This is a genomic window from Sulfitobacter profundi (assembly GCF_042661425.1).
Lineage (GTDB): Bacteria > Pseudomonadota > Alphaproteobacteria > Rhodobacterales > Rhodobacteraceae > Sulfitobacter > Sulfitobacter profundi.
In genome coordinates, this window is the sequence record NZ_JBHSWA010000001.1 from 1,562,998 (window position 1) to 1,588,142 (window position 25,145).

Genomic DNA, 25,145 nt, shown 5'->3' on the forward strand with positions numbered 1-25,145 from the left:
ATACGCGCCCCCGCCTTACCTCTTGAAGTGGACTGAACATGCCCGGCACCCTGACATTCGATGCGCTGAAGAAAATGGTCAAAGACGGCTCGGTGGATACCGTCCTTGCCTGCCTTGTGGACATGCAGGGCCGGCTGATGGGCAAGCGTTTCCACGCCGTGAACTTTGTTGAGACCTCCTACAAAGAGACCCATTGCTGCAATTACCTGCTGGCGACGGACCTTGTGATGTCCACGCCCGAAGGCTTTGCCTCTACCTCATGGGAAGCAGGCTATGGCGACTATGTCATGCAGCCTGACCTTGAGACGATCCGCCCAGTGCCGTGGCTGGAAGGGACCGTGATGGTGCTTTGCGATGTGCTGGATCACGATACCCATGCGCCGGTGCCCCATTCCCCCGCGCCATGCTGAAAAAGCAGATCGCGCGGCTGAAAGAACTGGGCTTTGACGCGATGATGGCCACCGAATTGGAGTTCTTCCTTTTCGAGCAGAGCTTTGACGCGTTGCGCAAAGATGGCTACCGCAACCTCGTGCCGTTCAGCGGCTACAACGAGGATTACAACATCTTCCAGACCACCAAAGAAGAGAACGTGATGCGCCCCGTGCGCAACCACCTCTTTGCCGCCGGTCTGCCGATTGAGAATTCCAAAGGCGAGGCCGAAGCGGGGCAGGAAGAGCTTAACATCCGCTATTCCCCGGCCCTTGATTGTGCCGACTACCACACAATCGCGAAACACGCGGTCAAGGAAATCGCATGGCAGCAGGGGCAGGCGGCCAGCTTTTTGCCCAAGTGGGACAAGGACCGGGTGGGCTCCTCCAGCCATGTGCACCAGTCGCTGTGGAAAGACGGCAAGCCGATGTTCGTTGATGGAGACGATGAACTGGGCATGTCCGACCTGATGCGCCACTACATGGCCGGCCTGATCGCCTATGCGCCGGAATACACCTATTTCCTCGCGCCCTATATCAACAGCTACAAGCGTTTCGCCAAAGGCACCTTTGCCCCGACCAAAACCGTCTGGTCCGTCGACAACCGCACCGCTGGGTTCCGCCTATGTGGGGCGGGGACCAAAGGCGTGCGTGTCGAATGCCGTATTGGCGGATCGGACTTGAACCCCTATCTGGCACAGACGGTCATGCTGGCCGCCGGGATCAAAGGGATCGAAGACAAGATGGAACTGGCCCCGCCCACACGCGGCGATGCTTACGGCGAATCCGATGCTGTCGATATCCCCCAGACCCTGCGGGCAGCAACCGAGACCCTGCGCGGCTCGACGTTCCTGCGCGAGGTCTTGGGCGACGATGTAGTGACCCATTACACCCGCGCGGCGGAATGGGAGCAGGAAGAATATGACCGGGTGGTGACCGATTGGGAAATCGCCCGCGGCTTTGAAAGGGCCTGAGAATGACGACGGTAAAATGTATCTCTCCGATTGACGGTTCGGTCTATGCGGAACGCGAAACCCTGAGCAATGACGCGGCGCTTGAGGCTGTAGCCCGCGCCCGCAAAGCGCAAAAGGCATGGGCGGCGCGGCCTTTGCAGGAGCGCGTTGATTTGGTGATGGGCGCGTTGAAAGAGATCGAGAATTCGACCGACCGGATGACCGAGGAGCTGGCCCATCAGATGGGCCGCCCGGTGCGCTACGGCGGCGAATTCGGTGGCTTGCAGGAGCGCACCAGTCACATGGCAAAGATCGCAGCCGATGCGCTTTCGCCAACGGTGATCGAAGACAGCGCGGCCTTCTCGCGCAAGATCATGCGCGAGCCGCATGGCGTAGTCTTTGTCGTGGCACCCTGGAACTACCCCTATATGACCGCGAACAACACCATCGCGCCTGCGCTCATTGCCGGGAATTCGGTGATCCTAAAGCATGCCTCGCAGACCATTTTGGTCGGTGAACATCTGGCCGATGCCTACCGCGCGGCGGGCGTGCCCGAGGATGTGTTTCAGAACGTTGTGCTGAGCCATGACACCACATCGGCGCTGATCGCGGACAATGCGTTCGATTTCGTGAACTTCACCGGCTCCGTCGGTGGCGGGCAGGCGATGGAGCGCGCGGCGGCGGGCACCTTCACGGGCGTCGCGACAGAGTTGGGCGGCAAAGACCCCGCCTATGTCCGGGCCGATGCCAATCTCGACGCGGCAGTCGATGGTGTGATGGACGGCGCGATGTTCAACGCGGGCCAATGCTGCTGCGGGATCGAGCGGATTTATGTGCACGAAAGCCTCTATGACGCTTTCGTCGAAAAGGCCGTGGCATGGGTGAACAACCTAAACCTCGGTAACCCATTGGAAGAAGCCACGACGCTTGGCCCGATGGCCAATGTTCGCTTTGCCAATGAGGTCCGCGCGCAGATTGATGAGGCCGTTGCGGCAGGTGCCAAGGCGCATATCGGAAAGATGCCCGCCGACGATGGCGGTGCCTATCTGACGCCGCAGGTGCTGACGGATGTCACCCATGAGATGCGCGTCATGCGCGACGAAAGCTTTGGCCCCGTGGTCGGCATCATGCCAGTCAAGGACGACGAAGAAGCCATCGCGCTGATGAACGACAGCCAATTTGGTCTGACCGCTGCGATCTTTACCGCTGACGCTGATGCCGCCGAAGCCATTGGCCAGCGGTTGGAAACCGGCACCGTCTTCATGAACCGCGCCGATTACCTCGACCCGGCGCTGTGCTGGACCGGCTGCAAGCAGACCGGGCGCGGCGCGGGCCTGTCTGAACTGGGCTATCACGCGCTGACACGCCCTAAATCCTACCACCTCAAGAAAGCCTGAGACATGTCCCTGACTGCCAATTGGTCTTACCCCACCGCCATCCGCTTCGGCGCAGGCCGAATTAAAGAGATCGCCGAAGCCTGCGCCGCCGCAGGTATCAAAAACCCGCTGTTGGTCACCGACAAAGGGCTGGCCTATCTGCCGATCACCCAGTCCACGCTCGACCTGATGGAGGCGGCTGGCCTTGGCCGCGCGATGTTCTCGGACGTTGACCCGAACCCGACCGAGATGAACGCCGAAGCGGGCATCAAGGTCTACCGCGACGGCGGCCATGACGGCGTGATCGCCTTTGGCGGCGGCTCGGGGCTTGATCTGGGCAAGGTCATCGCCTTCATGGCAGGCCAAACGCGCCCCCTGTGGGATTTCGAAGATATCGGCGACTGGTGGACGCGCGCCGACCCCGATGGCATCGCGCCGATCGTGGCCGTGCCGACGACGGCTGGCACCGGGTCGGAAGTGGGCCGCGCCAGCGTGATCACCAATTCCCAAAGCCATGAGAAAAAGATCATCTTCCACCCTAAAATGCTGCCCGCCGTCGTGATCTGCGACCCGGAGCTGACCGTCGGCATGCCACCGATGATCACCGCAGGCACCGGGATGGATGCTTTCGCCCATTGCCTCGAAGCCTTCTGCTCGCCGCATTACCACCCGATGAGCCAAGGCATGGCGCTGGAAGGCATGCGTCTGGTCAAGGAATATCTGCCGCGCGCCTATGCCGATGGTACTGATCTTGAGGCGCGCGGGCATATGATGTCTGCCGCGGCCATGGGCGCCACGGCGTTCCAAAAGGGTCTGGGCGCGATCCATGCCATCAGCCACCCGATTGGCGCGGTGCATCACACGCACCACGGCACCACCAACGCGGTTGTCATGCAGCCCGTCCTGCGCATGAACCGCCCCGCGATTGAGGGCCGTCTGGCCAAAGCGGCAGCCTATCTTGATATCGTCGGCGGCTTTGACGGGTTTTACGATTTCGTCGGCAAGCTGAACGAAGAGTTGAACATCCCAAGCTCGCTGACCGCCCTTGGTGTGACGGACCCGGATATCGACGCGCTGGTGGCCTCGGCCCTGCAAGACCCAAGCTGTGGCGGCAACCCGATTGAACTGACCAAAGAGAATGTCACGCAGCTGCTGCGCGACTGCCTTTAAAACGCAAAACGGGGGCCGGATCATCGGCCCCCGTTGATATAAATCAGTGAAACGTCGGATTATTCGGTCGTTTTGGCTTCTTCCATATCCGCTTCAGTAACCTCGGGCCCGACCGAGACCAGATACGCCCAAACATCCTTGGCGTCTTCTTCATCTTTCAGACGGTAAGACATCTTGGATTTGGCGCGGTTCGTGTCGAGATAGCTGGCCAGAAACTTCTTGGGATCGGCAACATATCCGGTGAAGTCTTCTTCGTTCCACGCCAGCCCGGCTTCGCCGGCTTCAACGATGGAATCGCCATAGCGGTAGTCTTCGACCGACCCCGCCACGCGGTTGTAGATTCCATAAAGGTTCGGCCCGGTGCGGCCGCCTTTTTGGATGTCATTGCCCTCATCATCTTGGATCATGTGGCAGCTTTTGCATTTACGAAAGACCTTTTCCCCGGCTTCGGCATCACCGGAGGCATGGCTTTCCGCCCAAAGGGGTGTGGCCCCGAGGCAAATGGCGAAGATCGACGCGATACGCATGTTCATTGTGAGTTCCTTTGTCTGGCTGATTTGAAACTAGCGTTTGGGGCGAGGGGGTAAAGCATATCGGCTGCGCCAAAAGGTAGCACGGGCGGGCTGCGGGCCGGTTAGCGGTTGAGACCAAGAGGAATTCCTCCGATAACTGCCGGTGAATTTCTTCTGCTTCGAGGGTGAGATGAACACAACGGCGAGCCGCCTCTGATGGAGATCATGGTCCCCGCTTGGGTCGACGGCACCCTGCAACCGGTTGAAAAACTCGCCGCGCATGAACGCGGTTTGCGGCATATGGCGGTTTCGGTCTTTGTCATCGCCGAGGGCAAGATGCTGCTGCAGCAACGCGCGCTTGGCAAATATCACACGCCGGGCCTTTGGGCGAACACCTGCTGCACGCACCCGCAATGGGACGAGCCGCCCAACGTCTGCGCCACGCGGCGGTTGGACGAAGAACTGGGGATCACCGGACTGGACCTTCAGCATCGCGGCCAAGTCGAATACCGCGCCGATGTTGGTGGTGGGCTGATTGAGCATGAGGTTGTTGAGGTCTTTCTCGCCCATGCAGACCGGGCACTGTCGATCACGGAAAACCCCGAAGAGGTAATGGCGACGCGCTGGATCAGCCTGAGCGATCTGCACACCAATCTCGCGCAGAACCCCGAAGAATATACGCCTTGGTTGCGGATCTACATGGCCGAACACGAAGGTCTGATCCTCGGCGGCGGGGCGATTAAATAACAGCAAAGGCGGGCCAGAGATGACCGAAGACATGCAAGACCAAAAGACACGCGCGGCAGATTGGTTCCGCAAGCTGCGCGATGACATCGTTCAGGCGTTTCATGACATCGAAGCACGTCATGTGGGCGAGGAGGAGGCCGGGCGGTTCGTGGTCAGCAACACCACCCGCACCGCGCCTGACGGATCAGACGCTGGCGGCGGTGAGATGTCCGTCATGCGCGGCGGGCGCGTGTTTGAGAAGGTGGGCGTGAATATCTCCACCGTCTACGGCACCTTGGGCGAACGGGCGCAGGCAGCGATGGCCGCGCGCAAAGGGCTGCCGGGCATGGCCGATGATCCGCGCTTCTGGGCGTCGGGGATCAGTCTGGTTGCGCATATGCAAAACCCGCATGTGCCTGCCGTGCACATGAACACCCGCATGTTCTGGACCCCTCATGCATGGTGGTTCGGCGGCGGGGCGGATTTGAACCCTTGCATCGAATATGACGAGGACACCGCGCATTTTCATGCCGAGATGAAGGCGGCCTGTGACCCCCATAGTGCCACGCTCTATGACGAGTTGAAGACTTGGGCGGATGAGTATTTCTACATCCCGCACCGCAAACGCGCGCGGGGTGTGGGCGGGATTTTCTATGACGACCGCAACAGCGGTGATTGGGCGGCGGATTTCGCCCTGACGCAGGATGTGGGCCGGGCATTTCTGCCCGCCTATGTGCCACTGGTCGACAAACGGCGCGAGATCGAGTGGGACATGGACGATAAGGACGTGCAACTGCGCCACCGTGGGCTCTATGCGGAGTATAACCTCGTCTATGACCGGGGGACGAAGTTCGGGTTGGAGACGGGGCATGACCCCGATGCGGTGCTGATGAGCCTGCCGCCTATGGCGAAGTGGGTTTGAGGTAGCGTTCAGCCCGGAATCAAGCCGCAGGCGCCGGGCCATCGCCTGCCCGCCCGTCACGCCGGAGGCGTGCCGTGTTTTATGCGCACCTTCGGTACGACCGGGTAGGCGATTTGGTGAGGCTGGGCGTAACCTCGTGAGTTCGCACCAAGGCTGAGGCATATAGTGGCATGAACCAACGTGACATCGCCCACCCGCGGGCAGGCGATGGCCCTCATCTCTTAGCGCGAGTGTTCAGCCGCGCGTCCCGCGCACGGTATCAATCATCAATTGTACATTCTCCGGGTCCGCATCCGGCGTAATCCCGTGGCCAAGATTAAAGATATGCGGCCCCTTCGACAACGCATCGACAATCGCCCGCGTCTCCTCGACCAACGCATCCCCGCCCGTCACCATATGCGAGGATTTCAGATTGCCCTGCACACAGCCATGCGGCTGCACGTTCTCGGCGACCCATTCTGCGCTCACCGCATCATCCACGGCAATGCAGTCCGCCCCAGTCGCGGCATGCAGATTGGCAAACCGCGCCCCGGCACCGCGCGGGAAGGCGATGATCGGTACGCCCGGATGGCGGGCCTTCAGCGCACTGATAATCTGGCGCAGCGGCTCGGTCGAATAACGGTCGAAATCGGTGCCTTGCAGCGATCCGGCCCAGCTGTCGAAGAGCTTCACCACCTCGGCCCCGGCTTGGATCTGCATATCGAGGTATTCTATCGTCGCCAGCGTAATCCGCTCCATCAGCGCATCGAACACCTCGGGGTTCTCATCTTTCAAGGCATGGGCTGGCCCCTGATCCGGCGTGCCTTTGCCCGCGATCATATAGGTCGCCACGGTCCAAGGTGCGCCGGCGAAACCGATCAGCGTGGTTTCCTCGGGCAGTTCGCGCGACAGGATGCGCACGGTCTCGTAAATCGGGGCGAGGTGGTCGTGAATGGCATCCGCCGGTTTCAGCGCTTCCATCTCGGCCTTGGTGGTGATCGTCGACAGACGCGGCCCTTCGCCGGTGACAAACCACAGGTCCGCGCCAAGCGCCTGCGGCACCAGCAGGATGTCGGCAAAAAGGATCGAGCCATCAAACCCATAGCGGCGGATCGGCTGCAACGTCACCTCGGCGGCAAGTTCAGGATTGTAGCACAGCGACAGGAAATCCCCGCTTTGGTCCGCGTCGCGCGGTACTCCGGCAGGTAGCGCCCAGCTTGCCGCATCATCCAGATCGGTGGGGTCGGCAGGGTTTCGCCCGCAAGGGCGCGCAGGATGGTCTTATTCGCAGTCATTATGGCGTTCCTAATTGTGGCAAACCCGTAGGTAGCGCAGGTACAGCAGTTGTCAGTTCATGTCGACGGGGGTAGGGATGCGTCATGACGTATCAGCTCCCCACCCCGGCCCGGCCCCTCAACATCGGCACACGCGGATCGCTTCTGGCGCTCGCGCAAGCGAATGAGGTGCGCGACCGGCTCGCCGCCGCCTTTGACCTGCCGTTTGAAGCGTTTACGATCGTGGTGATCAAGACCACCGGCGACAAGATCATCGACCGCCCGTTGAAAGAGATCGGCGGCAAGGGGCTGTTCACCCGCGAGATTGAGGCCGCGCTGCTCGACGGCTCCATCGACATCGCGGTGCATTCGATGAAGGATATGCCGACGCTGCAACCCGGTGGGCTGTTGATCGACACCTATCTCCCGCGCGAGGATTGCCGCGATGCGTTTATCTCGCCGCATTTGAAATCCATCGCCGACCTGCCGCAGGGCGCGGTCGTTGGCACCTCCAGCCTGCGCCGTCGTGCGCAGGTCAAACTGCGTCGGCCTGATCTGGAAGTGGTCGAGTTTCGCGGCAATCTGCAGACCCGTTTGAAAAAGCTGGATGACGGCGTGGCCGAAGCGACATTCCTTGCCATGGCCGGGCTGAACCGGCTGAAAATGGACGATGTGCCGCAGGCCGCCGTGCATCCCGATGACATGCTGCCGGCCATCGCCCAAGGGGCGATTGGGGTTGAGCGCCGCATCGACGACAGCCGCGCCGCCGACATGTTGGCGGCGATCCATGACCGCGCCACGGGCGAACAACTGTCCGCCGAACGCGCGTTTCTGGCGACGCTTGACGGCTCTTGCGAGACGCCCATCGCTGGGCTGGCCGAACTCAACGGCACCGAGATGCGCCTGCGCGGCCAGGTGCTGCGCCCGGACGGGTCAGACGCCATCGGCGACGACGTGACCTGCGCCATTTCCGACGGCGCCGCGGCGGGCGAGGCGATGGCCCGCAAGCTTCTGGCCGAGGCCGGACCGGGTTTCTTTGACTGGCGCGAATGATCGGCAATCTCTTCACGCTGAAACAGCTTGAAGCGCTGATCTGGGTCGCGGACCTTGGCAGCTTTCGCCGCGCCGCTGCACATCTGAACACGACACAGCCCAATATCTCGGCCCGGATCTCCGGGCTGGAGGCGACGCTGGGCGTTACCCTGATGCAACGCGACGCCGGGTCGATCCGGCTGACCGAAAAGGGCACCGCCCTGCTGGCCCAAGCCCGCCGCGTGCTGCGCGAAGCCGAGGCACTGGTCGAGACCGCCGCGCGGCCTGACCTGATCGACGACAGTCTGCGCCTTGGGGTGACCGAAGTGGTCGCCAGCACATGGCTGCGCCCCTTCCTGCGCGCATTGGCCGAGGTCTATCCCAATCTCACCGTCGAACTTACCGTCGATCTGTCACGCGATCTGGATCAGGAGCTTGCCGCCCATGCGCTTGACCTGACGTTGCAAACCGCGCCCTTCTCGACCCCCGCAAGCGGGCAGGTGGACTTGGCGACCTATGACTACATCTGGGTCGCTGCCCCTGAATTGGCCGCGCAGATCGGCCCCGCCCCCGACTTTGCCGCGATGCTGCGCCATCCGGTGCTGGGCCATGCGCGGCACACGCAGGCCCATTCCGATTTGATCCGCCGTTTCGATGGCACCACCGCGCCCAAGGCCCGTTTGGTGCCTTCGAGCAGCCTGTCGGCGGCGATGAACATGGTGCTCGACGGCATGGGCGTGGCGGTAATGCCGCGTGTCATGGTGGCAGGCGCTCTGGCCGATGGGGCGTTGCAAACCCTGCCCGCCGCATGGCATCCGCGCCCCTTGCAGGTCGCCGCGCGCTATCACGCGGATCGCACGCCCGCCTATGTCACCCGCGCCGCCGAACTGGCCCGTGACTGCGCCCGGGCTTTCGATGCAGAGGATCGAAAAAACCTTTCACACCCATAGAATATAATAATTTGCACCGATGCTGCGCCCGCCCCTATCCTGCGCCCAAACAGGAGAATGACATGGCGGCATCAACCATCCGACTGGGCGTAGACATCGGCGGCACCTTTACCGACGTGGTGCTGGAAAAGGGCGGAGAGAGCTTCTCGACCAAGGTGCTGACCACCTATGCCGCGCCCGAGAACGCGATCATCGACGGGATGCATCAGGTCTGCACCAAGGCCGGGGTCACCCCTGCCGACCTGACCCAGATCATCCACGGCACAACGCTGGCCACCAACGCGCTGATCGAGCGGCGCGGGGCCAAGACGGCGCTGATCACGACCCAAGGTTTCCGCGACGTGATCGAGATGCGCACCGAAAGCCGGTTCGAGCAATATGACCTGAACCTCAATCTCCCCGAACCGCTGCTGCCACGGCAGATGCGCTACACGGTCAGCGAACGTGTCGATGCCACCGGGGCCGTGCTGGTCCCGCTGGACCGGGCCGAGGTTGAGGCGCTGGCCGACCATATCGCGGACGCCGGCTATGACAGTGTCGCCGTGGGACTGATCCATTCCTATCTGAACGACACGCATGAGCGGATGATCCGCGAGGTGTTGGAAGAGCGCCTGCCGGGGGTCATGGTCTCGATCTCTTCCGAGGTCTCACCGCAGATGCGCGAGTATGAGCGGTTCAACACCGTGGTCGCCAATGCCTATATCAAGCCTCTGATGAAGAGCTACCTCGGGCGGCTTGAAGGGCGGCTTCAGAAGGAAGGTGTCTCTTGCAACATCTTCCTGATGCATTCGGGCGGCGGCATCATCTCGATCGAAAGCGCCGCCGAATTCCCCGTGCGGCTGGTGGAATCCGGCCCGGCGGGGGCGCGGTCTTTGCCGCCAACATCGCCGCCGGCTACGGGCTCGACAAGGTGCTGAGCTTTGACATGGGCGGCACGACGGCCAAGATTTGCCTGATCAAGAACCAGACACCCAAGACCAGCAGAGTGTTCGAAGTGGCGCGGACTTATCGCTTCAAGAAAGGGTCGGGCATGCCGATTTCGATCCCGGTGATCGACATGGTCGAGATTGGTGCAGGGGGCGGCAGCCTTGCCCATGTGGACGCCATGCGGCAGATCCGTGTGGGGCCGGAAAGCGCGGGCTCCGAGCCCGGCCCCGCCTGTTATGGCCGGGGTGGCGCGAAACCCGCGGTGACCGATGCTGATCTGGTGCTGGGCAAGCTTGACCCCGACAACTTCGCGGGCGGCTCAATCCGGCTGGATACCGCAGGTTCCGAGACGGCGTTGCATCAGGTCATTGGGCAGGAACTCGACATGGACGCCGCCACCGCCGCCTTCGGTTTGGCCGAGGTGGTGGACGAGAACATGGCCAATGCCGCGCGGGTCCATGCGGTGGAAAACGGCGAGGATCTCAGCGACTACACGATGATCGCCTTCGGCGGTGCGGCTCCGCTGCACGCGGGGCGGCTTTGCGAGAAGCTGGGCGTGGAACGCCTGCTGGTGCCGCCCGGTGCCGGGGTCGGCTCGGCGATCGGGTTCCTGCGCGCGCCCTTCAGCTTCGAGGCCAACCGCTCGGTCTATATGAAGCTGTCGGATTTCGATGCGGATCGCATCAAGACGCTGCTGGCCGAGCTACGCGACGAGGCCACCGGCTTTGTCCGCAACTGCGACGCCGGGGCGGAGATTCTGTCGGAATACAAAGTCTACATGCGTTACAGCGGGCAGGGCTGGGAGATCCCCATCGTGCTGGATGAGGCAGACGCCCTAAACCCCGATGCCGTCCGGTTCGAGGCGCTTTTTGAGGCGGATTACGCCAAGCTTTTCGGTCGTACCGTCGAGGGGTTGGATATCGAGATCACGGTCTGGTCGGTCAATGCCACCACCCCGCCCGAGGCGGTCGCCCGCACCGCAGAGCAGTCCCCGGGTACGGCGGCAGATGTGGCTCTAATACGGCGTATGTTCGACCCGGCGCTCGCCGAATACTGCGATGCCGACGTGGTCCTGCGCGCCCAGATGGCCCCCGGCCAGACCGCCCAAGGCCCCGCCGCGATCACCGAGGATGAGACGACGATCATCCTGCCCGCGTCACGCCGCGCCATTTGCCAGCCGGACGGCTGCATCGACATCACCGTGAAAGGGTAAGCCCATGGCACAGACACATTCCAACGTCGCCTATCAGGTCATGTGGAACCGGCTGATCTCGGTCGTTGAGGAACAGGCGCAGGCGCTGGTGCGCACCGCCTTTTCGACCTCGGTGCGCGAGGCGGGCGATCTCTCGGCCGGGGTCTATGATACCGACGGTCAGATGCTGGCGCAGGCGGTCACCGGCACGCCCGGCCACGTCAACGCCATGGCCGACGCGGTGGCGCATTTTATCCGCCGCATCGGGCGGCAGAACATCCTTGAGGGCGACGTTTATATCACCAACGACCCTTGGGAGGGGACGGGCCATCTGCATGACATCACCATGGTCACGCCGTCTTTTCACCGTGGCAAGCTGGTCGGCTTCTTTGCCTGCACCGCGCATATCGTCGACATCGGCGGGCGTGGCTTTGGTGCGGATGCGGCGAGCGTCTACGAAGAAGGGCTTTACCTGCCGATCATGAAATTCGCCGATGCGGGCAAGGTCGACGCGACACTGGTGCGGATCATCCGTGGCAACGTGCGCGAGCCGGATCAATTGGTCGGCGACATCTACGCGCTGACCACCTGCAACGAGATCGGCCACCGCCGGTTGATCGACATGATGGAGGAGTTTGCCCTCGACGATCTCACCGGCATCGCGGGTTTCATCCTCGACAATTCCCGCCGCGCCACGCTGGAGCGGATCGCGGCGCTGCCACGCCAGCAGGCGACCGGCGAGATGACGATCGACGGCTTCGACACGCCGATCACGCTGAAGGTCACGGTGAGCATCAAAGAGGATCACATCCTGTCGGATTTCGCGGGCACCAGCGGGATCGACAAGAAGGGCATCAACTGCCCGCTGGTCTATACCAAGGCCTATGCCTGCTACGCGTTGAAATGCGCCATCGCGCCGGAGATTCCCAACAACGCCGCCTCGCTAGAGCCGTTTCGGATCACCGCGCCCGAAGATACCATCGTAAACGCCGTGCACCCGGCACCCGTGGCCCTGCGGCACATCGTGGGTCACTTCGTGCCCGATACGGTCTACGCGGCGCTGGATCAGATTCTGCCCAATCTTGTCCCTGCCGAGGGGGCGGGCTGCCTGTGCAACTTCCAAGTCAGCCTGCGCCCCCGCACCGATGCGCAGGCGCCTAAAGGTGCGCGCCGGGCCGAGGTGCTGACCTTCAACTCCGGTGGTTCGGGCGCGCGGCCGCAGCATGATGGGCTGAACGCCACAGCCTTCCCCTCGGGCGTGATGACCATGCCGGTGGAGGCCACGGAACATGCCGGTCCTGTGGTGATCTGGCGCAAAGAACTGCGCCCCGACAGCGGCGGCGCGGGTCGCCAGCGCGGGGGCTGGGGCAGTACATGGAAGTCAGCGCCCGCGCGGGGCATGAGTTCGACATGCAGGCCATGTTTGACCGCGTCGATCACCCCGCCCGTGGGCGGCAGGGCGGCGCCCCCGGTGCCCCGACCACCATCGCCCGCGACGATGGCACGCCGATGCGCGGCAAGGGCAAACAGTTCGTGCCGCATGGGGCAAAGGTGATGATGGCCTTTCCGGGGGCGCGGGCTACGGCCCCGCCATCGAGCGCCCCAAGGACTTGGTGAAACGCGACCTTTTGCGCGGCTATATAAGCGCCGAGGTGGCTGCGGCGGACTATGGGCTGAGCGCCGAAGACATCCGCGAGGTGCAAGAGGCGATCCGCAAGGGCACGGACCTGTGAAAGAGTTATCGCTCAAGGGTTTATAAGCGCACGGGGGTCATTGACTGTTACAAAGCGCGGGTGTTCCTTGGCCCCATCATGCCAAGAGGAACCCAGTGATGTATGTGATTGAACCCCCAAAGCAAAGCAGCCTTGCCGTTCAAGGCACCAGCGACCGTTTCCCGGTGCGCCGCGTCTTTTGCGTGGGCCGTAACTATGAGGCGCATGTGCTTGAGATGGGCAATGACATGCGCGACCCGCCGTTCTTTTTCACCAAACCCGCCGATGCCACGCTGGATACGCCCTGCACCGTGCCCTATCCGCCGCTGACGGAGGATTTCCACTTCGAGGCAGAGCTTGTCATCGCCATCGGCAAGGGCGGCGCAAACATCGCAGAAGCGGATGTAATGGATCACATCTGGGGCGCATCTGTGGGCATCGATTTCACCCGCCGCGACCTTCAGGCACAGGCCAAGAAGATGGGCCGCCCGTGGGACTGGTCCAAAGCCTTTGACAATTCCGCGCCCATCGCGCCGATCCTGCCCATCGCCGATGTCGCCTCGGTGGAGAAGGGCCGCCTATGGCTGGCCGTGAACGGCGAGATGAAACAGGAGGCCGATCTGTCACAGATGATCTGGTCGGTGCGCGAACATACCGCGACCCTGTCGCAGGCCGTGACACTGGCACCGGGTGACATCATCATGACCGGCACGCCCGCCGGTGTCGCGGCGGTGAAGCCCGGCGACGTGATCACCGGAGGTGTCGATGGCATCGCCGAATTCGAGGTCACCGTCGGCCAGCGCGGCTAAGGCGCGGCCCGGTCTAGGCCCCGGCCAGCGTGCGTTCTGCACGCGCGCGGGCTTGGGCGGCCAGATCGGGCAGGCCAGTCTTTTCATATACGTCGCCCAGCATCAGGTTGAGCGGTACGCCATCGGGGTCATAGGTCCGGCGCATCTCCAACACCTGCTGCGCGGCGGAGGCCCGGCCATCGCGCACCAGCGCATCAAGGTGGATCTGCTCGAAAAGATCGCGCTGCGCATGGCTGCCACCGCATTCGGCCATGCGGGGCAGGGCCATGCCAAGCTCACGGATCGCTGTGGCCCAATCCCCCTTGGCATGGGCGGCGATGCCGCGGGCGGCGGGCAGCGCGACCTCGGCCCATGCGGCATGGTCATGGGCGGCAGTCTCACTCGCGCGGGCCTTGATCGCAGCAACCATCTCTGCCGCCTCGGGCCGCCCTGTGCGGCAAAGGGCATAGAGATATTGCAGCGTCAGGAAGGGGCTGACCGTATCCGCCCCCGTGCCGCCACATGGTCGGCCACATCGCCCCAACGGTCGCCCACATCGACGCCCGCGAACTCCATCCGCGCCAGCAGGGACACCGCGCCGACTTGGTCTTGGGAATAGTCTTTCTCAAGCCCCCAGATATGCTGGTCATAGGCGGCGCGCACGTCGTCATGGCGGCCTTGCGACAGATAAAACAGCGCCAGATGCCACCAATTGTGGCTGCGCATGAACGAGTTCAGATCAGTCCATGTCTCGGCCACGCTTTCCATAAAACGCGCGCCTTCCGCCACGCGGCCTTGCGTTAGCATCACATGGGCCAGCGCGTGATGCGCCCAGGGCTCATCGTGGCGCAACTCCATCGCGCGGCGGGCGGCGGCCTCGGCCCGGTCAAGCAGGTGGCACTGCTCGTAGCCAAAGGCGATCATGCCGTGGGTATAGGCGATGTCTTCGGCCTCGGGCAGGGATTTTAGCGCCATGCGCAACATTCCGGCGGCATCGCCTGAGTTGAACAGGTGGTATTGCGCCAGTTTGAGCATCGCCAGATCGCGCGGCCATTTGTCGGTGATGGCGTCACAGGCAGCGACGAGGGCGGGCACATCGCCGTGGATCCAGTGGCTTACAGCGCGGATGATCTCTTGCTCCCGGGCGTTGGCCCCGGTCGCGGCTGTGGCGCGTTCCAGATAGGGGCGGGCTTTTTCCGGAGCGATGGGGTGCTCAAGGAACATCCACAAAAGGGCGGCATAGGCATTGACCAGCGGCCCCTCCGGGTCGGCATCGGCTGCGGCGATGATGCCTGCGGCTTTGGGCTGGTAGGACAGAAAGCCGTGGATGAAATCGTTGATCGCCTGCAGGGGTTCCGGGCGGCTGGCAGAGGTTTCCAATCCGTAAAGGTCTTGTGTCATCTCGGGTCTCCGGCGGTGGCGTGGAATTGGCGCAGGTGTTGGGCGACAGCTTCGGCAGCGTCCCAATGGATCGAGTGGCCTGCGTTTGGCAGGGTGGTCTGCGTCACGTTCGGGATCTGCGCAAAGGCGTCCTCGGCGGCGGCGCGGGGATCAGCAGGTCTTCGGCGCCGTGCAACACTTGGGTTGGGCACCGAAGATCGGCAGGGCGCACCGTGGGGCGAAAGCCGCGCAGCGCTTCGAGCTGATGGGCCATGGCATCCGCGCTTTGCGCATGGGGATAGGCCAAGGCGGCGGCAAGGGCGGTCTCAGTATTTGTCGGATCGGAAAAGAAGCCGGGGGTAAAGACCCAAGGGTAGAGCGCGCGCAGCCAAAGCTGCGCCCCTTCCGGTGCGCGGCGCACGGCCAGCAGCGCGTCGAACACCGCCATGGTGCGCGGCGCACGGACCGGTGCAGAGGCGAGGATGCTCATCGCTTGGATGCGCTCGGGCGCAAGGCTAAAAAGCTCCATCGCCATCAGGCCGCCCATGGAATGGCCGACAACGTGAAACTTTGCGTGCCCCAGTTCATCCATCAACGCCAGCGCATCACGGGCCATCTGCCCGACGGAGGTTTCTGCGTCCCAAGGCGTTGTGCGCCCGGTGCTGCGGTTGTCAGGCCGGATCAGCGTGAAATGATCCGAAAGCAGCGGTGCCAAAGCGCCCCAGCTTGCACTGTCGCTGAGCATGCCTGCCAGCATCAGCAGTGGCGGGCCGCTGCCGTCGACCTCGTAATGAAGGGAGATATCGGAGAGGGGTAGATCAGGCATTCAGCGTGCTCCAACAAGGCAGAAGATCCCCTTGGGCGGGGGAGGCGGCATAGATCGCGCGGGCAATGGCGCGCGACAGGCAAAGCGCGGCGGCATGGCCGATCATCGCCACATCCCCCGCAGGTCGCGCCGCGGTCGAAAGGGAGAAGACCAGATCGCCGTCATTTGGCATATGCGCGGGCACCACCGCGCGGGCGATTCCGTCATGGGCGGCCACGGCAACGCGCTGGCATTCGGCTTTGGTCAACGTGGCATCGGTGGCAACGATGGCGATGGTGGTATTGGCGCGGGCCGACATGGCCGCCATCTTGCGGCTTTCAAAGAAGAGGCCCAGCCCGGCGGAGGGGTCGGGCCCCAGCCCGCCAAACTCTCCTTCGATCTCAAAGGGGGCGGCGTGGAAATGGCGGTCGCCGGGGGTGGTGACGGCGCCCACCGGATTGGCCCCCACCAGCGCACCGACCATGCTGCCATCGGGCAGTTGCAAACTGGCCGAGCCGAGCCCGCCTTTGACCATCGCGCTGAGCGCGCCGGTGCCCGCGCCGACAGAGCCTATTTCAAACTCTTCGCCGGCCGCTTCCATGGCCTTGCGGCCCAGATCGGCATAGGGGTTCTGCGCCCAATCCTTGTCTCCGCCGTTGAGCAAATCAAACAGGATCGCGCCGGGCACCAGCGGGATCAGCGCGTCTCCCACGCGAAAGCCGCGGCCCTGTGCGCGCAGGGCATCCACCACCCCCGAACAGGCATCCAGGCCATAGGCAGAGCCGCCCGAGAGCACTAGCGCATCGACCGCCGCCACGGTCTTGTCAGGGGCCAGCAGGTCGGTCTCGCGCGTGCCGGGGGCACCGCCCATGACGTGGACGGAGGCGGTGAAGGGCGTGTCGCCGATCAGCACGGTGCTGCCGGATTTCAGCCGCGCGTCCTGCGCGTTGCCGACCTTCAGCCCTGCCACATCGGTGATCAGGTTGCGCGGGCCGGGGCGCATCGGCGCGGTCATTGGGCGCATCCGCGGGCTGCCGCGCTATTCACGTGAAACATCCCCGTAATGGTGCAAATGGGCGAGGGGTCTAACAGTGGCATCGTCACTCCGGCATTGATTTCAGGCGGAGTTTGCGCGCTTCCCCAGCGGATGCCAAGGCCTGTGCTGCCAGAGATCTGCCCCACCAGTTGCGCGCCATAAAAATGGGCGCGCAGGTTGCCCCGCGCGCCCGATCCCTCCGGCATGGCCGGTTGGTTTATTTTTGCTCTTCGGCGACAGCGGCGGCGACGGCTTCTTCAAAGATCGCGAGGCCCTCTTCGACGATGGCGTCAGATGCGGTCAGCGGAACCATCACGCGCACGGCGTTGCCATGCATGCCACAACTCAGCAGCAGCAGGCCGCGCTTGAGGGCGTGGGCGATGACGCGCTTGGTGAAATCGGCATCGGGTTTGGCGCTGTCAAAGTCGGTTACGAATTCGACGGCGACCATGGCACCAAGGCCGCGGATATCCCAGAAGCGGTAGGGCGCCGACCGCGCGCCGATTTCGGCAAAGCGGGCTTTGAGCGTTTCGCCCATCGCGGTGGAGCGGGCCAGCAGACCTTCGTCTTCGATCGCCTCAATCGCCGCCAGCGCTGCAGCACAAGCCACCGGGTTGCCGCCATAGGTGCCGCCCAGACCGCCGGGGGCCATCGCGTCCATCACATCGGCGCGGCCAATCACACCGGCCAGCGGGTACCCACCGGCCATGGATTTCGCCACGGTAATCAGGTCCGGCGCGACGCCGGAATGCTCAATCGCGAACCATGTGCCGGTGCGGCCAAACCCGGCCTGCACTTCGTCGGCGATCAGCAGGATGCCGTGCTGGTCACAGATTGCGCGCAGTTCTTGCAGCATGTCGAAAGGCACAGGGGTATAGCCGCCTTCGCCGAGCACTGGCTCGATGATGATCGCGGCAACGCGCTCGGGTTGGGCATCGGTGAGGAAGAGGTTCTTCAACCCGGTCAGCGCGTCCTGCACGGTGATCCCGTCGCGCACCGAAGGGAAAGGCGCACGGAAGACATCTGCCGGGAAAGGGCCCACGTCTTTTTTGTAGGGCGTGACCTTGCCGGTCATGCCCAGCGTCAGCAGGGTGCGGCCATGGTAGCCGCCGGTGAAGGCGATGATGCCCGGACGACCGGTGGCAGCGCGGGCGATTTTCACTGCGTTCTCAACGGCTTCGGCGCCGGTGGTGACAAGCAGCGTCTTTTTGGGTGCCTCACCCGGGGCCAGCGCGTTCAGTTTCTCAGCCAGTTCGATGTAGGGGCCGTAGGGCACGACCTGAAAGCTGGTGTGGGTATAGTGATCTTCTTGCGCCTTGGCGGCTTCGACCACTTTGGGGTGGCGATGGCCGGTGTTCAGCACGCCGATGCCCCCGACGAAATCGATGTAGCGGTTGCCTTCGACATCCCACAGTTCGGCATTCTCGGCGTATTTCGCATAGATCGGCGCGGCAGAGGCCACACCGCGCGGCACGGCGGCGTCGCGGCGCGCGACGAGGTCGGCATTCGTCTGACCGTCGGGTTTGGTGGCGGGATTTGCTTCGACCACTGTCATCTGCGGCGCGGCTTTGGCCTTGGCAGAGGATTTGCGGTGCGATTTCTTGACGGTGCTGGACATGGAACAGATACCTTATTGCGAAAGAGAGAGGGGCAGTGACGTGTCGTTTAAAAAATCCATATTCCGTTTAATATAATTGTCAATCGCGAAGGCAGAGCCTATCTAACAATTCCCAAAATCATCGGTTGCCCCTCCGCCACGATGCCCGGTCGCAACGCCGATGCCCACAAAGGACAAGTCATTGAACGTCGGCGATAAACTTAGAGCGATCCGCAAGAAACATGGGTTGTCCCAACGTGAGCTTGCGGCCAAGGCCGGGCTGACCAATGGCACGATCTCGCTGATCGAAAAGAACCGGACGAGCCCATCAGTCGCATCGCTGAAAAGTCTGCTGGACGCGATTCCCATCAGCATGGCGGAGTTCTTCTCGATCCTTGAGGAGGACGACAGCGCCAAGGTTTTCTACCGCGCGCAGGAACTGACCGAGATTTCGCCAAGCCATCAGGGCGGCGTATCGCTGCGCCAATTGGGCAATGCCGCGCATCACGCGCTTCAGGTGCTGCATGAAACCTATGAGCCCGGCGCGGATACCGGGCCGGAGTTTCTGAGCCATGAGGGCGAAGAAGCGGGCGTGGTGGTGCGCGGCAGCATAGAGGTGACGGTCGACGGCGCAGTCAGCCTGTTGAACGCCGGGGATGGCTACCTGTTCGACAGCCGCCTGCCACATCGGTTCCGCAATATTGGCACCGACCCTTGTGAGATTGTCAGCGCCTGCACGCCGCCCAGCTTCTAAAAGGCACCCTATAAATATCGACCGCCCCGAGCGTTCTGCTCGGGGCGGTCGATAGGGGTGTCAGGTCTTAGTAGTCTGACCGGTAGTTCGACCTTTGGGTCTCCGGTTGCTGTTTGTCGCGCCCGGCACGGTCCTCATCTGGATGAAGTTCCCGTCGGCCCGTCGTGAGGGCCAAGATGATGACCGCGGCTAAGGTCAGGATGGTCAGACCGCCGAGAAAGAGCTCTGTGGTCATCTCCGTGTTCCTTTTTGCACTGCGTTTCAGGTGCTCAACCGCGCGCAAGCCAAAGGGTTCCGACAAATTTTTCGCCTGTAACGAGTCTGTGACCTGCGGGCCACGTTTCCGGCCAGATTCCGCTGACCGATAGCGCGTCAGTAGTCGTAGATCATCTTGCTGTCGGTCGGGACGTGGAAATTAACCCGGATTTGGTATACGCCATCCGTGGTTTCAACCTCGACCTGACCGTTCAACTGGCGGGTAAAGGCAAGGATCAAACGAGAGCCGAGCCCGGTGCCGGATTTCACCTCTTCGGGGTTGCCGATGGTGTTGCGGACTTCAATCATCGCCTGTTCCGGCCCGGTCTGGATCAGCTTGAGCGAAATGAACCCTTTGCCATGTTCGACCGTCGAGACGTATTTCAGCGCGTTGGTCAGCGCCTCTGACACCAGCAGGGTGAGGGGGCCGCATCGTCGGCGTCAATCTTGATCGGCTCAAAGGATTGCTCAACCTGCACGCCCGAACCAGAGGCCAGCCCGACCGATAGCATCTGGCCTACAATCTCGTTCAGCAGTTCGCTGGCGTTGACCCGCACCAGATCGTCATTCTGGTAGAGGTTCTTGTGCACGGTGGCGAGGCTGAGGATACGATCCTGCAAGCGCCGCAGAACAAAACGCGCGTCTTCGCTTTTGGCCTGCCGGATCTGCATGTTCATGATCGACGAGATAAGCTGAAGGTTGTTTTTGACCCGGTGGTGGACCTCTTTCAGCAGGATGTTCTTTTGCCGAAGACTGTCTTCGAGCGTCGCCTCATCTCGCAGGATCGATTCCGCCATGCCGACAAAAGCGGATTCCATCTCGACCAATTCGGTGGGCACCGAGGGGCCAAGCGTCCCGCGCGGCAGGGTGCGGTTCAGCGCAAAGCGACGCATCTGCCGGCCAAGCTTGCGAATGTGGTTGATCGCCAGCCGGTTCAACGCCCAGAAGGCCACGATCAAGCTGGCCAGCCACATGACGATGGGCAAAAGCGCGCTCAGGCGGGTGGAAACGCCCGTGTCCAGAAACGGGGTGTTTTTGGGCCACACGCTCAGCGCAAAGACCGTGTCTGGCACGATTGGGACGATCACATAGGCGCGGTCTTGGCCATCGAAATTCTCTGAAAGGAAGACGTTGGGTTCTTTGGTGGTCAACAGCGACAAGGCGACATCGCTGGGGTATTCCTTTTTGGCAACGGCCAGCCCGTTTTCCGTGGTCAGGATGTGGCCCATCTTGTTGAGGGTCATCATCGCGACGCTGCTGTGTTTGCTCTTGGGTTCGCGTATCGCGTTGATAGCGTCTTCGGGAATGCTGAGCGCCATGAAGCCGATCAATTCGCGCTCTTCGTAGACCGGCGCGTTGATCAGCGTGACCATCTGATTGCTGACCGCCCCTTGCAACACCGGCATCGCACGACGGACCGGTGTTTCCACCAGTGTTTGAAAGTTCTCATCCTCGGAAAAGTCATGATCCTGCCCCGTGTAGGAGCAGGTCATTTTCCCGTCTAGCCCGATGAAACCCACAAGCGAATAGATGTCTGACGCTTGTTTGTATTCCTTAAGGAAGGCGGTGCATTCCTCTGGGTCGTCCCGCCTGAGACGCACGATAGAGGTAAGCGCTTCGGCGGCGCCGAAAGCCTCTTGGATCACCCGGCGTTCCGCGGCAGAGGCCTGTTCTGTGACGGCGATCAGCGATAGCTCTGCGCTTTGGCGGCTTTGATCCGCAATCTGCCGTGTCTGCACAACCGCGATCAGCCCGATGGGCAAAAGCGCGAGAGACAGAAACAGCAGAATACGGATCGTCAGCCCACGCATCAGATCACCGCTGAAGAAGCCAGACGTCATATTTAGAAAGAAGAAACTTTAGAAGCGGATAGGACTGACATTGTCGCGTCATCGGTCATTTCAAGCGACTCGTCGTCATGGTGACCCAGCAGTTCAGCAAGGCGGGCACGAGCCCGGTTGGTGCGGCTTTTGATGGTGCCTACGGCAACGCCACACATGTCTGCAGCTTCCTCGTAGGAGAAGCCAGAGGCCCCCACAAGAAGCAGCGCTTCGCGTTGCTCATCCTTAAGCAGGGCAAGCGCCTTGCGGAAATCCGTCATCTGCATGTGGCCATCATGTGCAGGCTTTTCGGCCAACCCATCGGTCAACACGCCATCAACGTCTGAGACTTCACGTTTCGCCTTGCGGCGCGAGGAATAGTAAGTGTTCCGCAGGATCGTGAAGAGCCAAGCACGCATGTTCGTGCCCTCTTGGAACTTTTCGATGTTGGTCCACGCCTTGACCAAGGTGTCCTGCACCATGTCGTCTGCCGTGGCACCATTGCGTGTCAGGCTGATGGCAAAGGCCCGCATGGCCGGCAGATGTTCTACCAGCTCGTCGCGCGGATCGGGACGGGTCATTATGACGTTCCTTTTTCTGAATCCTGTTCCTTCAACTTCTGAAGCAGATCCTTGAAACGATCAGGGATGCCTTCATCGAGCGTCTCATCGAAGACACGCTTGAGGTTGTCGTCGATGACGCGCTCGCGCTCGTCCTTGTTTCCTGAATTCACTAACATCACCTCTGGCATCGTCGTCTCGTTTGAATAATTATGTACGCATACTGGAACCAAACACAATGTGGACGTGTTTGGTTCCAAGAAAAGTAAAAAAGGATCGACTAGATGAACGATGCGACACAAAAGACCAGCATCAGCGATGAACTGGGTGCCAATATCCCCTACCTTCGCCGGTTCGCGCGGGCGATGACTGGCAGCCAGACCAGTGGTGACACCTTCGCCGCGGCGGCGCTGGAAGCCATCCTGGTTGATCGCTCGGTGCTCGATGGAGTAGACACAAAGACGGGTCTTTTCAAGGTTTTGTACGGTATCTGGGCCAGCGCAGGTGCCCCGGTGGAAGAAGGCGAAAGCGGCCCCCGCGCCAAGGCGCAGCGGCATCTGTCGAGCCTGACCAACAACAGCCGCGAAGCGCTGCTGCTGCACACGATCGAAGGCTTTTCGCATGGTGAAATCGCCAAGATCATTGGCGTGGATGAGGCCGAGGCCGATGAGCTGATCCAGATCGCACACCGCGAAATGGCCGACAGCACCTCCGGTTCGGTGATGATCATCGAAGACGAAGCCATCATCGCGATGGACATCGAGTCTATCGTTGCCGAGATGGGCCACCGGGTGACTGGTATCGCGCGCACCCGTGATGAAGCGGTGAAACTGGGCAAAGCCGATGTGCCGGACCTGATCCTCGCGGACATCCAATTGGCCGATAACTCTTCGGGTATCGATGCAGTGAACGATCTGCTGAACGAGCTTGGCATGCGTCCGGTGATCTTTATCACAGCCTTCCCCGAGCGTCTGCTGACCGGTGACAAGCCAGAGCCTGCATTCCTGATCTCCAAACCCTATTCGGTGGATCAGGTCGTCTCGGCTGTCTCGCAAGCGATGTTCTTTTCCTCCACGGAAACGCTCAACGCCTAAGCCGGGCCAGAAAAACAGGGTTCCCCGCGCTTTGCTTTGCGCAGGGAACCCTTTGCATTCAGCGCCCGCGCTGCCTATCGTCAGTCAAACATTCAGGAGGCCCACATGGCCAAGACCCCGACCGCTGCCGCAAAAGATCTGACCATCGACGATCTGTCGGATCAGATCGCGCTTCTTAAAAAAGACATCGCATCGCTGACCGAAACCCTGGGCGAATACGGCAAGGCCAAGTCGGAAGAGATGCGCGACAACGCCCGCAACGCGGCGAATGATTTTGCCGACACAGGGCGCCTGAAGGCGATGGAGGCCCAAAAGCAAGCCGAGGAATTCCTGCAAGCCCAGCCCGGTACCGCCCTCGGCATCGCCGCAGGCATCGGTTTCCTTGTCGGTCTTGTGACGGCCCGCCGCTAAGATGCTTTCCTCGGTGATGAACCATCTGCGCGGCTCCCTGCGGCGTGCGCTGCGCACCGCGATGCTCAGCGCCGGGGCCGCGCTCTTTCTGCTGATCGGGCTGCTGTTTCTCACGCTTGCGGCATGGCTTTATCTCATCACCGTCACCACAGCGCTCACCGCCGCGCTGATCCTCGGCGCGGTCTATTTTGGTGTTGGTTTTCTCTTGCTTGCCATGGCCGGATCCGATCGCGCGCCCGCCGCTCAGGCCCCCGTCAGGAAGACCCCTCCGCGACCGAACATGACGGTCTCAAGAACTTGGTCATGGCATTTCTGGCTGGCATAACCGCGGGTCAGAAAGCGCGCCGTTAACAGCGCTGAGCAGATTGCCACTGGAAAAGGGGCGGGTGATGAACCTCAGCCTCCTTTCGGCCTCCGCCAATCGGGGCGTATCGTTCATGATACAGACGATTGGAAACCACTCCCGCAGGTTCGACAAATCCGACAGATGCTGGTGCAACTGATCGCGCCGCAGCGACAGGACCGCGAATTCGATGTTGTCGATGTTTTCCACCAGCTTGCTGAGATCAAACGTCTCTAAAAGGCGAATTTGCGATTGCGGAAACGCAGCAGAAAGCGTTTCATTTATGTCTGAACAGACCAACGGGTCCGGTTCGTAGATCAAAATCGACATGGTCTTCCCCCGGGTTAGCAAAGTTGTCGATTTAGGGGCGCGCCACGAGGGCGCATTAAACTAAGACATAAGAAGGCAAATTTTATCTGATGACGACACAATGCCGCTATTGCCCTCTCCGTCGCAAAGATGCCTTCCTGCCGATGTCGAAAGATGAAGTGAACTTCATGGAGAAGTTCAAGTCCGGTGAGCTGACGGTTGAGCCGGGCACGCCGATCCTGCTTGAGGGGTCAAACTCACCCCAGCTTTACACGGCCCTGACCGGGATGGGCATCCGCGACAAGACCTTGGAAAACGGCAACCGGCAGGTCATCAGCTTTGTCTTCCCCGGCGATTTCATCGGCCTGCAGGCAGGCATCATGGGTGAAATGGGCCATTCCGTCGAAGCCCGGACCCATATGCGGCTTTGCGTTTTCAACCGCAGCGAGTTCTGGAATTTCTTCAAAAACCACCCCGAACGCGCCTTTGACATCACTTGGTTGGCCGCGATCGAAGAGCATTTCATGGGCGAAGTCCTTGCCACCATTGGCCAACGCACCGCGATGCAGGCCATCGCTTGGGCGATGGTCAAGATTTTCGAACGTGGCCAGTCGCTGGGGATGGTCACCCACAACCAGATGCTGCTGCCCTATTCACAACGCGATCTGGCCGATGCGCTTGGCCTGTCGGTAGTGCACACCAACAAAACCCTCGGTGCCCTGAAAGAACGCCAGTTGCTTTCGTGGTCCGACAGGGTGCTTCAGATCAACGACCTCGCCGCCTTGGCGAAAGCGGGGGTGACCGAACTTGAGGGTCGCCAAAAGCGCCCCCTGCTTTAAC

At 61.8% G+C, this 25,145-nt stretch carries 24 protein-coding genes and 4 pseudogenes; 15 read left to right on the forward strand and 13 right to left on the reverse strand.

The window, feature by feature from the left end; all coding sequences use genetic code 11:
- Positions 1 to 38: 38 nt before the first annotated feature.
- From ACFQAU_RS08175 to ACFQAU_RS08185, 3 genes and pseudogenes are all read left to right on the forward strand, one after another.
- Positions 39 to 1,402, forward strand: a pseudogene (locus ACFQAU_RS08175) (glutamine synthetase family protein).
- A gap of 2 nt (positions 1,403 to 1,404) precedes the next feature.
- Entirely contained in the window at positions 1,405 to 2,778 is a 1,374-nt protein-coding gene (locus ACFQAU_RS08180) for an aldehyde dehydrogenase family protein (protein ID WP_132443992.1), read from the forward strand.
- 3 nt (positions 2,779 to 2,781) lie between these two features.
- Complete coding sequence (locus ACFQAU_RS08185; RefSeq protein ID WP_120349836.1) at positions 2,782 to 3,927, forward strand: iron-containing alcohol dehydrogenase; 1,146 nt, start codon at positions 2,782 to 2,784, stop codon at positions 3,925 to 3,927.
- 59 nt (positions 3,928 to 3,986) lie between these two features.
- Here ACFQAU_RS08185 and ACFQAU_RS08190 read toward each other — a convergent pair whose 3' ends face one another.
- The gene (locus ACFQAU_RS08190; protein WP_120349837.1) at positions 3,987 to 4,460 is read right to left on the reverse strand and encodes a c-type cytochrome; all 474 of its coding nucleotides are present in this window, start codon (positions 4,458 to 4,460) and stop codon (positions 3,987 to 3,989) included.
- Positions 4,461 to 4,655: 195 nt separating this feature from the next.
- Here ACFQAU_RS08190 and idi point away from each other — a divergent pair, with 195 nt between their 5' ends.
- A complete protein-coding gene (gene idi / locus ACFQAU_RS08195; protein ID WP_132443993.1) occupies positions 4,656 to 5,186 on the forward strand; it encodes an isopentenyl-diphosphate Delta-isomerase in 531 nt (176 codons plus the stop codon).
- A gap of 19 nt (positions 5,187 to 5,205) precedes the next feature.
- Entirely contained in the window at positions 5,206 to 6,087 is an 882-nt protein-coding gene (hemF, locus tag ACFQAU_RS08200; RefSeq protein WP_132443994.1) for an oxygen-dependent coproporphyrinogen oxidase, read from the forward strand.
- Positions 6,088 to 6,321: 234 nt separating this feature from the next.
- Here hemF and hemE read toward each other — a convergent pair.
- Positions 6,322 to 7,361, reverse strand: a pseudogene (gene hemE / locus ACFQAU_RS08205) (uroporphyrinogen decarboxylase).
- Positions 7,362 to 7,445: 84 nt separating this feature from the next.
- Between hemE and hemC the strand changes: the two are divergent.
- The 5 genes and pseudogenes from hemC to ACFQAU_RS08230 all read left to right on the forward strand — a co-directional run bounded on the left by hemC (position 7,446) and on the right by ACFQAU_RS08230 (position 13,962).
- Positions 7,446 to 8,393, forward strand: coding sequence for a hydroxymethylbilane synthase (gene hemC, locus ACFQAU_RS08210; RefSeq protein ID WP_132443996.1), 948 nt, complete (start codon positions 7,446 to 7,448; stop codon positions 8,391 to 8,393).
- On the forward strand, positions 8,390 to 9,322 hold the full coding sequence (locus ACFQAU_RS08215) for a LysR family transcriptional regulator (protein WP_132443997.1): 933 nt from the start codon (positions 8,390 to 8,392) through the stop codon (positions 9,320 to 9,322). Before hemC ends, ACFQAU_RS08215 begins: the two co-directional genes overlap by 4 nt.
- 62 nt (positions 9,323 to 9,384) lie before the next feature.
- A pseudogene (locus ACFQAU_RS08220) lies at positions 9,385 to 11,462 on the forward strand (hydantoinase/oxoprolinase family protein).
- 4 nt (positions 11,463 to 11,466) lie between these two features.
- Positions 11,467 to 13,174 (forward strand): annotated as a pseudogene (locus tag ACFQAU_RS08225) (hydantoinase B/oxoprolinase family protein).
- A gap of 98 nt (positions 13,175 to 13,272) precedes the next feature.
- Positions 13,273 to 13,962 (forward strand): fumarylacetoacetate hydrolase family protein, encoded by a 690-nt coding sequence (locus ACFQAU_RS08230; RefSeq protein WP_132444000.1) that lies wholly within the window; start codon positions 13,273 to 13,275, stop codon positions 13,960 to 13,962.
- A 13-nt stretch (positions 13,963 to 13,975) separates the two neighbouring features.
- Here ACFQAU_RS08230 and ACFQAU_RS08235 read toward each other — a convergent pair whose 3' ends face one another.
- The 5 genes from ACFQAU_RS08235 to gabT form a co-directional block, all read right to left on the reverse strand.
- The gene (locus ACFQAU_RS08235) at positions 13,976 to 14,371 is read right to left on the reverse strand and encodes a hypothetical protein (RefSeq protein WP_386281604.1); all 396 of its coding nucleotides are present in this window, start codon (positions 14,369 to 14,371) and stop codon (positions 13,976 to 13,978) included.
- A 53-nt stretch (positions 14,372 to 14,424) separates the two neighbouring features.
- On the reverse strand, positions 14,425 to 15,342 hold the full coding sequence (locus tag ACFQAU_RS08240) for a tetratricopeptide repeat protein (protein ID WP_386281607.1): 918 nt from the start codon (positions 15,340 to 15,342) through the stop codon (positions 14,425 to 14,427).
- A gap of 103 nt (positions 15,343 to 15,445) precedes the next feature.
- Positions 15,446 to 16,147, reverse strand: coding sequence for an alpha/beta fold hydrolase (locus ACFQAU_RS08245; RefSeq protein ID WP_386281612.1), 702 nt, complete (start codon positions 16,145 to 16,147; stop codon positions 15,446 to 15,448).
- A complete protein-coding gene (locus ACFQAU_RS08250; RefSeq protein WP_132444179.1) occupies positions 16,140 to 17,129 on the reverse strand; it encodes a P1 family peptidase in 990 nt (329 codons plus the stop codon). Before ACFQAU_RS08250 ends, ACFQAU_RS08245 begins: the two co-directional genes overlap by 8 nt.
- Before the next feature lie 250 nt (positions 17,130 to 17,379).
- On the reverse strand, positions 17,380 to 18,780 hold the full coding sequence (gabT, locus tag ACFQAU_RS08255; RefSeq protein ID WP_205570888.1) for a 4-aminobutyrate--2-oxoglutarate transaminase: 1,401 nt from the start codon (positions 18,778 to 18,780) through the stop codon (positions 17,380 to 17,382).
- A gap of 181 nt (positions 18,781 to 18,961) precedes the next feature.
- On the opposite strand from gabT, the gene ACFQAU_RS08260 reads away from it, so the two are divergent.
- A complete protein-coding gene (locus tag ACFQAU_RS08260; protein ID WP_067623976.1) occupies positions 18,962 to 19,513 on the forward strand; it encodes a cupin domain-containing protein in 552 nt (183 codons plus the stop codon).
- A 67-nt stretch (positions 19,514 to 19,580) separates the two neighbouring features.
- Here the strand turns inward: ACFQAU_RS08260 and ACFQAU_RS08265 are convergent, their stop codons facing one another.
- From ACFQAU_RS08265 to ACFQAU_RS08285, 5 genes are all read right to left on the reverse strand, one after another.
- Positions 19,581 to 19,748: a hypothetical protein gene (locus tag ACFQAU_RS08265; RefSeq protein WP_165935537.1), complete on the reverse strand. Its 168-nt coding sequence runs from the start codon at positions 19,746 to 19,748 to the stop codon at positions 19,581 to 19,583.
- A gap of 137 nt (positions 19,749 to 19,885) precedes the next feature.
- Positions 19,886 to 20,179, reverse strand: a complete 294-nt coding sequence (locus ACFQAU_RS08270; protein WP_386281618.1) for an ATP-binding protein — start codon at positions 20,177 to 20,179, stop codon at positions 19,886 to 19,888.
- Positions 20,164 to 21,609 carry a histidine kinase dimerization/phosphoacceptor domain -containing protein gene (locus ACFQAU_RS08275; RefSeq protein WP_386281621.1) on the reverse strand — a complete coding sequence of 482 codons (1,446 nt, stop codon included), beginning with the start codon at positions 21,607 to 21,609 and terminating at the stop codon, positions 20,164 to 20,166. Before ACFQAU_RS08275 ends, ACFQAU_RS08270 begins: the two co-directional genes overlap by 16 nt.
- A 2-nt stretch (positions 21,610 to 21,611) precedes the next feature.
- Positions 21,612 to 22,169 carry an RNA polymerase sigma factor gene (locus tag ACFQAU_RS08280; RefSeq protein WP_067623982.1) on the reverse strand — a complete coding sequence of 186 codons (558 nt, stop codon included), beginning with the start codon at positions 22,167 to 22,169 and terminating at the stop codon, positions 21,612 to 21,614.
- Positions 22,169 to 22,339 (reverse strand): NepR family anti-sigma factor, encoded by a 171-nt coding sequence (locus ACFQAU_RS08285; RefSeq protein WP_201722086.1) that lies wholly within the window; start codon positions 22,337 to 22,339, stop codon positions 22,169 to 22,171. The genes ACFQAU_RS08280 and ACFQAU_RS08285 overlap by 1 nt, the downstream gene beginning before the upstream one ends.
- A gap of 93 nt (positions 22,340 to 22,432) precedes the next feature.
- Between ACFQAU_RS08285 and ACFQAU_RS08290 the strand changes: the two genes are divergently transcribed.
- The 3 genes from ACFQAU_RS08290 to ACFQAU_RS08300 all read left to right on the forward strand — a co-directional run bounded on the left by ACFQAU_RS08290 (position 22,433) and on the right by ACFQAU_RS08300 (position 23,978).
- Positions 22,433 to 23,242: a response regulator gene (locus ACFQAU_RS08290; protein ID WP_067623984.1), complete on the forward strand. Its 810-nt coding sequence runs from the start codon at positions 22,433 to 22,435 to the stop codon at positions 23,240 to 23,242.
- 105 nt (positions 23,243 to 23,347) lie between these two features.
- Positions 23,348 to 23,653 (forward strand): ElaB/YgaM/YqjD family protein, encoded by a 306-nt coding sequence (locus ACFQAU_RS08295; RefSeq protein WP_067623987.1) that lies wholly within the window; start codon positions 23,348 to 23,350, stop codon positions 23,651 to 23,653.
- A gap of 16 nt (positions 23,654 to 23,669) precedes the next feature.
- A complete protein-coding gene (locus ACFQAU_RS08300) occupies positions 23,670 to 23,978 on the forward strand; it encodes a phage holin family protein (RefSeq protein WP_386283845.1) in 309 nt (102 codons plus the stop codon).
- Here ACFQAU_RS08300 and ACFQAU_RS08305 read toward each other — a convergent pair.
- The gene (locus ACFQAU_RS08305) at positions 23,955 to 24,326 is read right to left on the reverse strand and encodes a hypothetical protein (RefSeq protein WP_132444004.1); all 372 of its coding nucleotides are present in this window, start codon (positions 24,324 to 24,326) and stop codon (positions 23,955 to 23,957) included. The two genes, ACFQAU_RS08300 and ACFQAU_RS08305, sit on opposite strands and share 24 nt — an antisense overlap.
- A gap of 89 nt (positions 24,327 to 24,415) precedes the next feature.
- Between ACFQAU_RS08305 and ACFQAU_RS08310 the strand changes: the two genes are divergently transcribed.
- The gene (locus ACFQAU_RS08310; protein WP_067623991.1) at positions 24,416 to 25,144 is read left to right on the forward strand and encodes a Crp/Fnr family transcriptional regulator; all 729 of its coding nucleotides are present in this window, start codon (positions 24,416 to 24,418) and stop codon (positions 25,142 to 25,144) included.
- The last annotated feature ends 1 nt before the right edge of the window (position 25,145 follow it).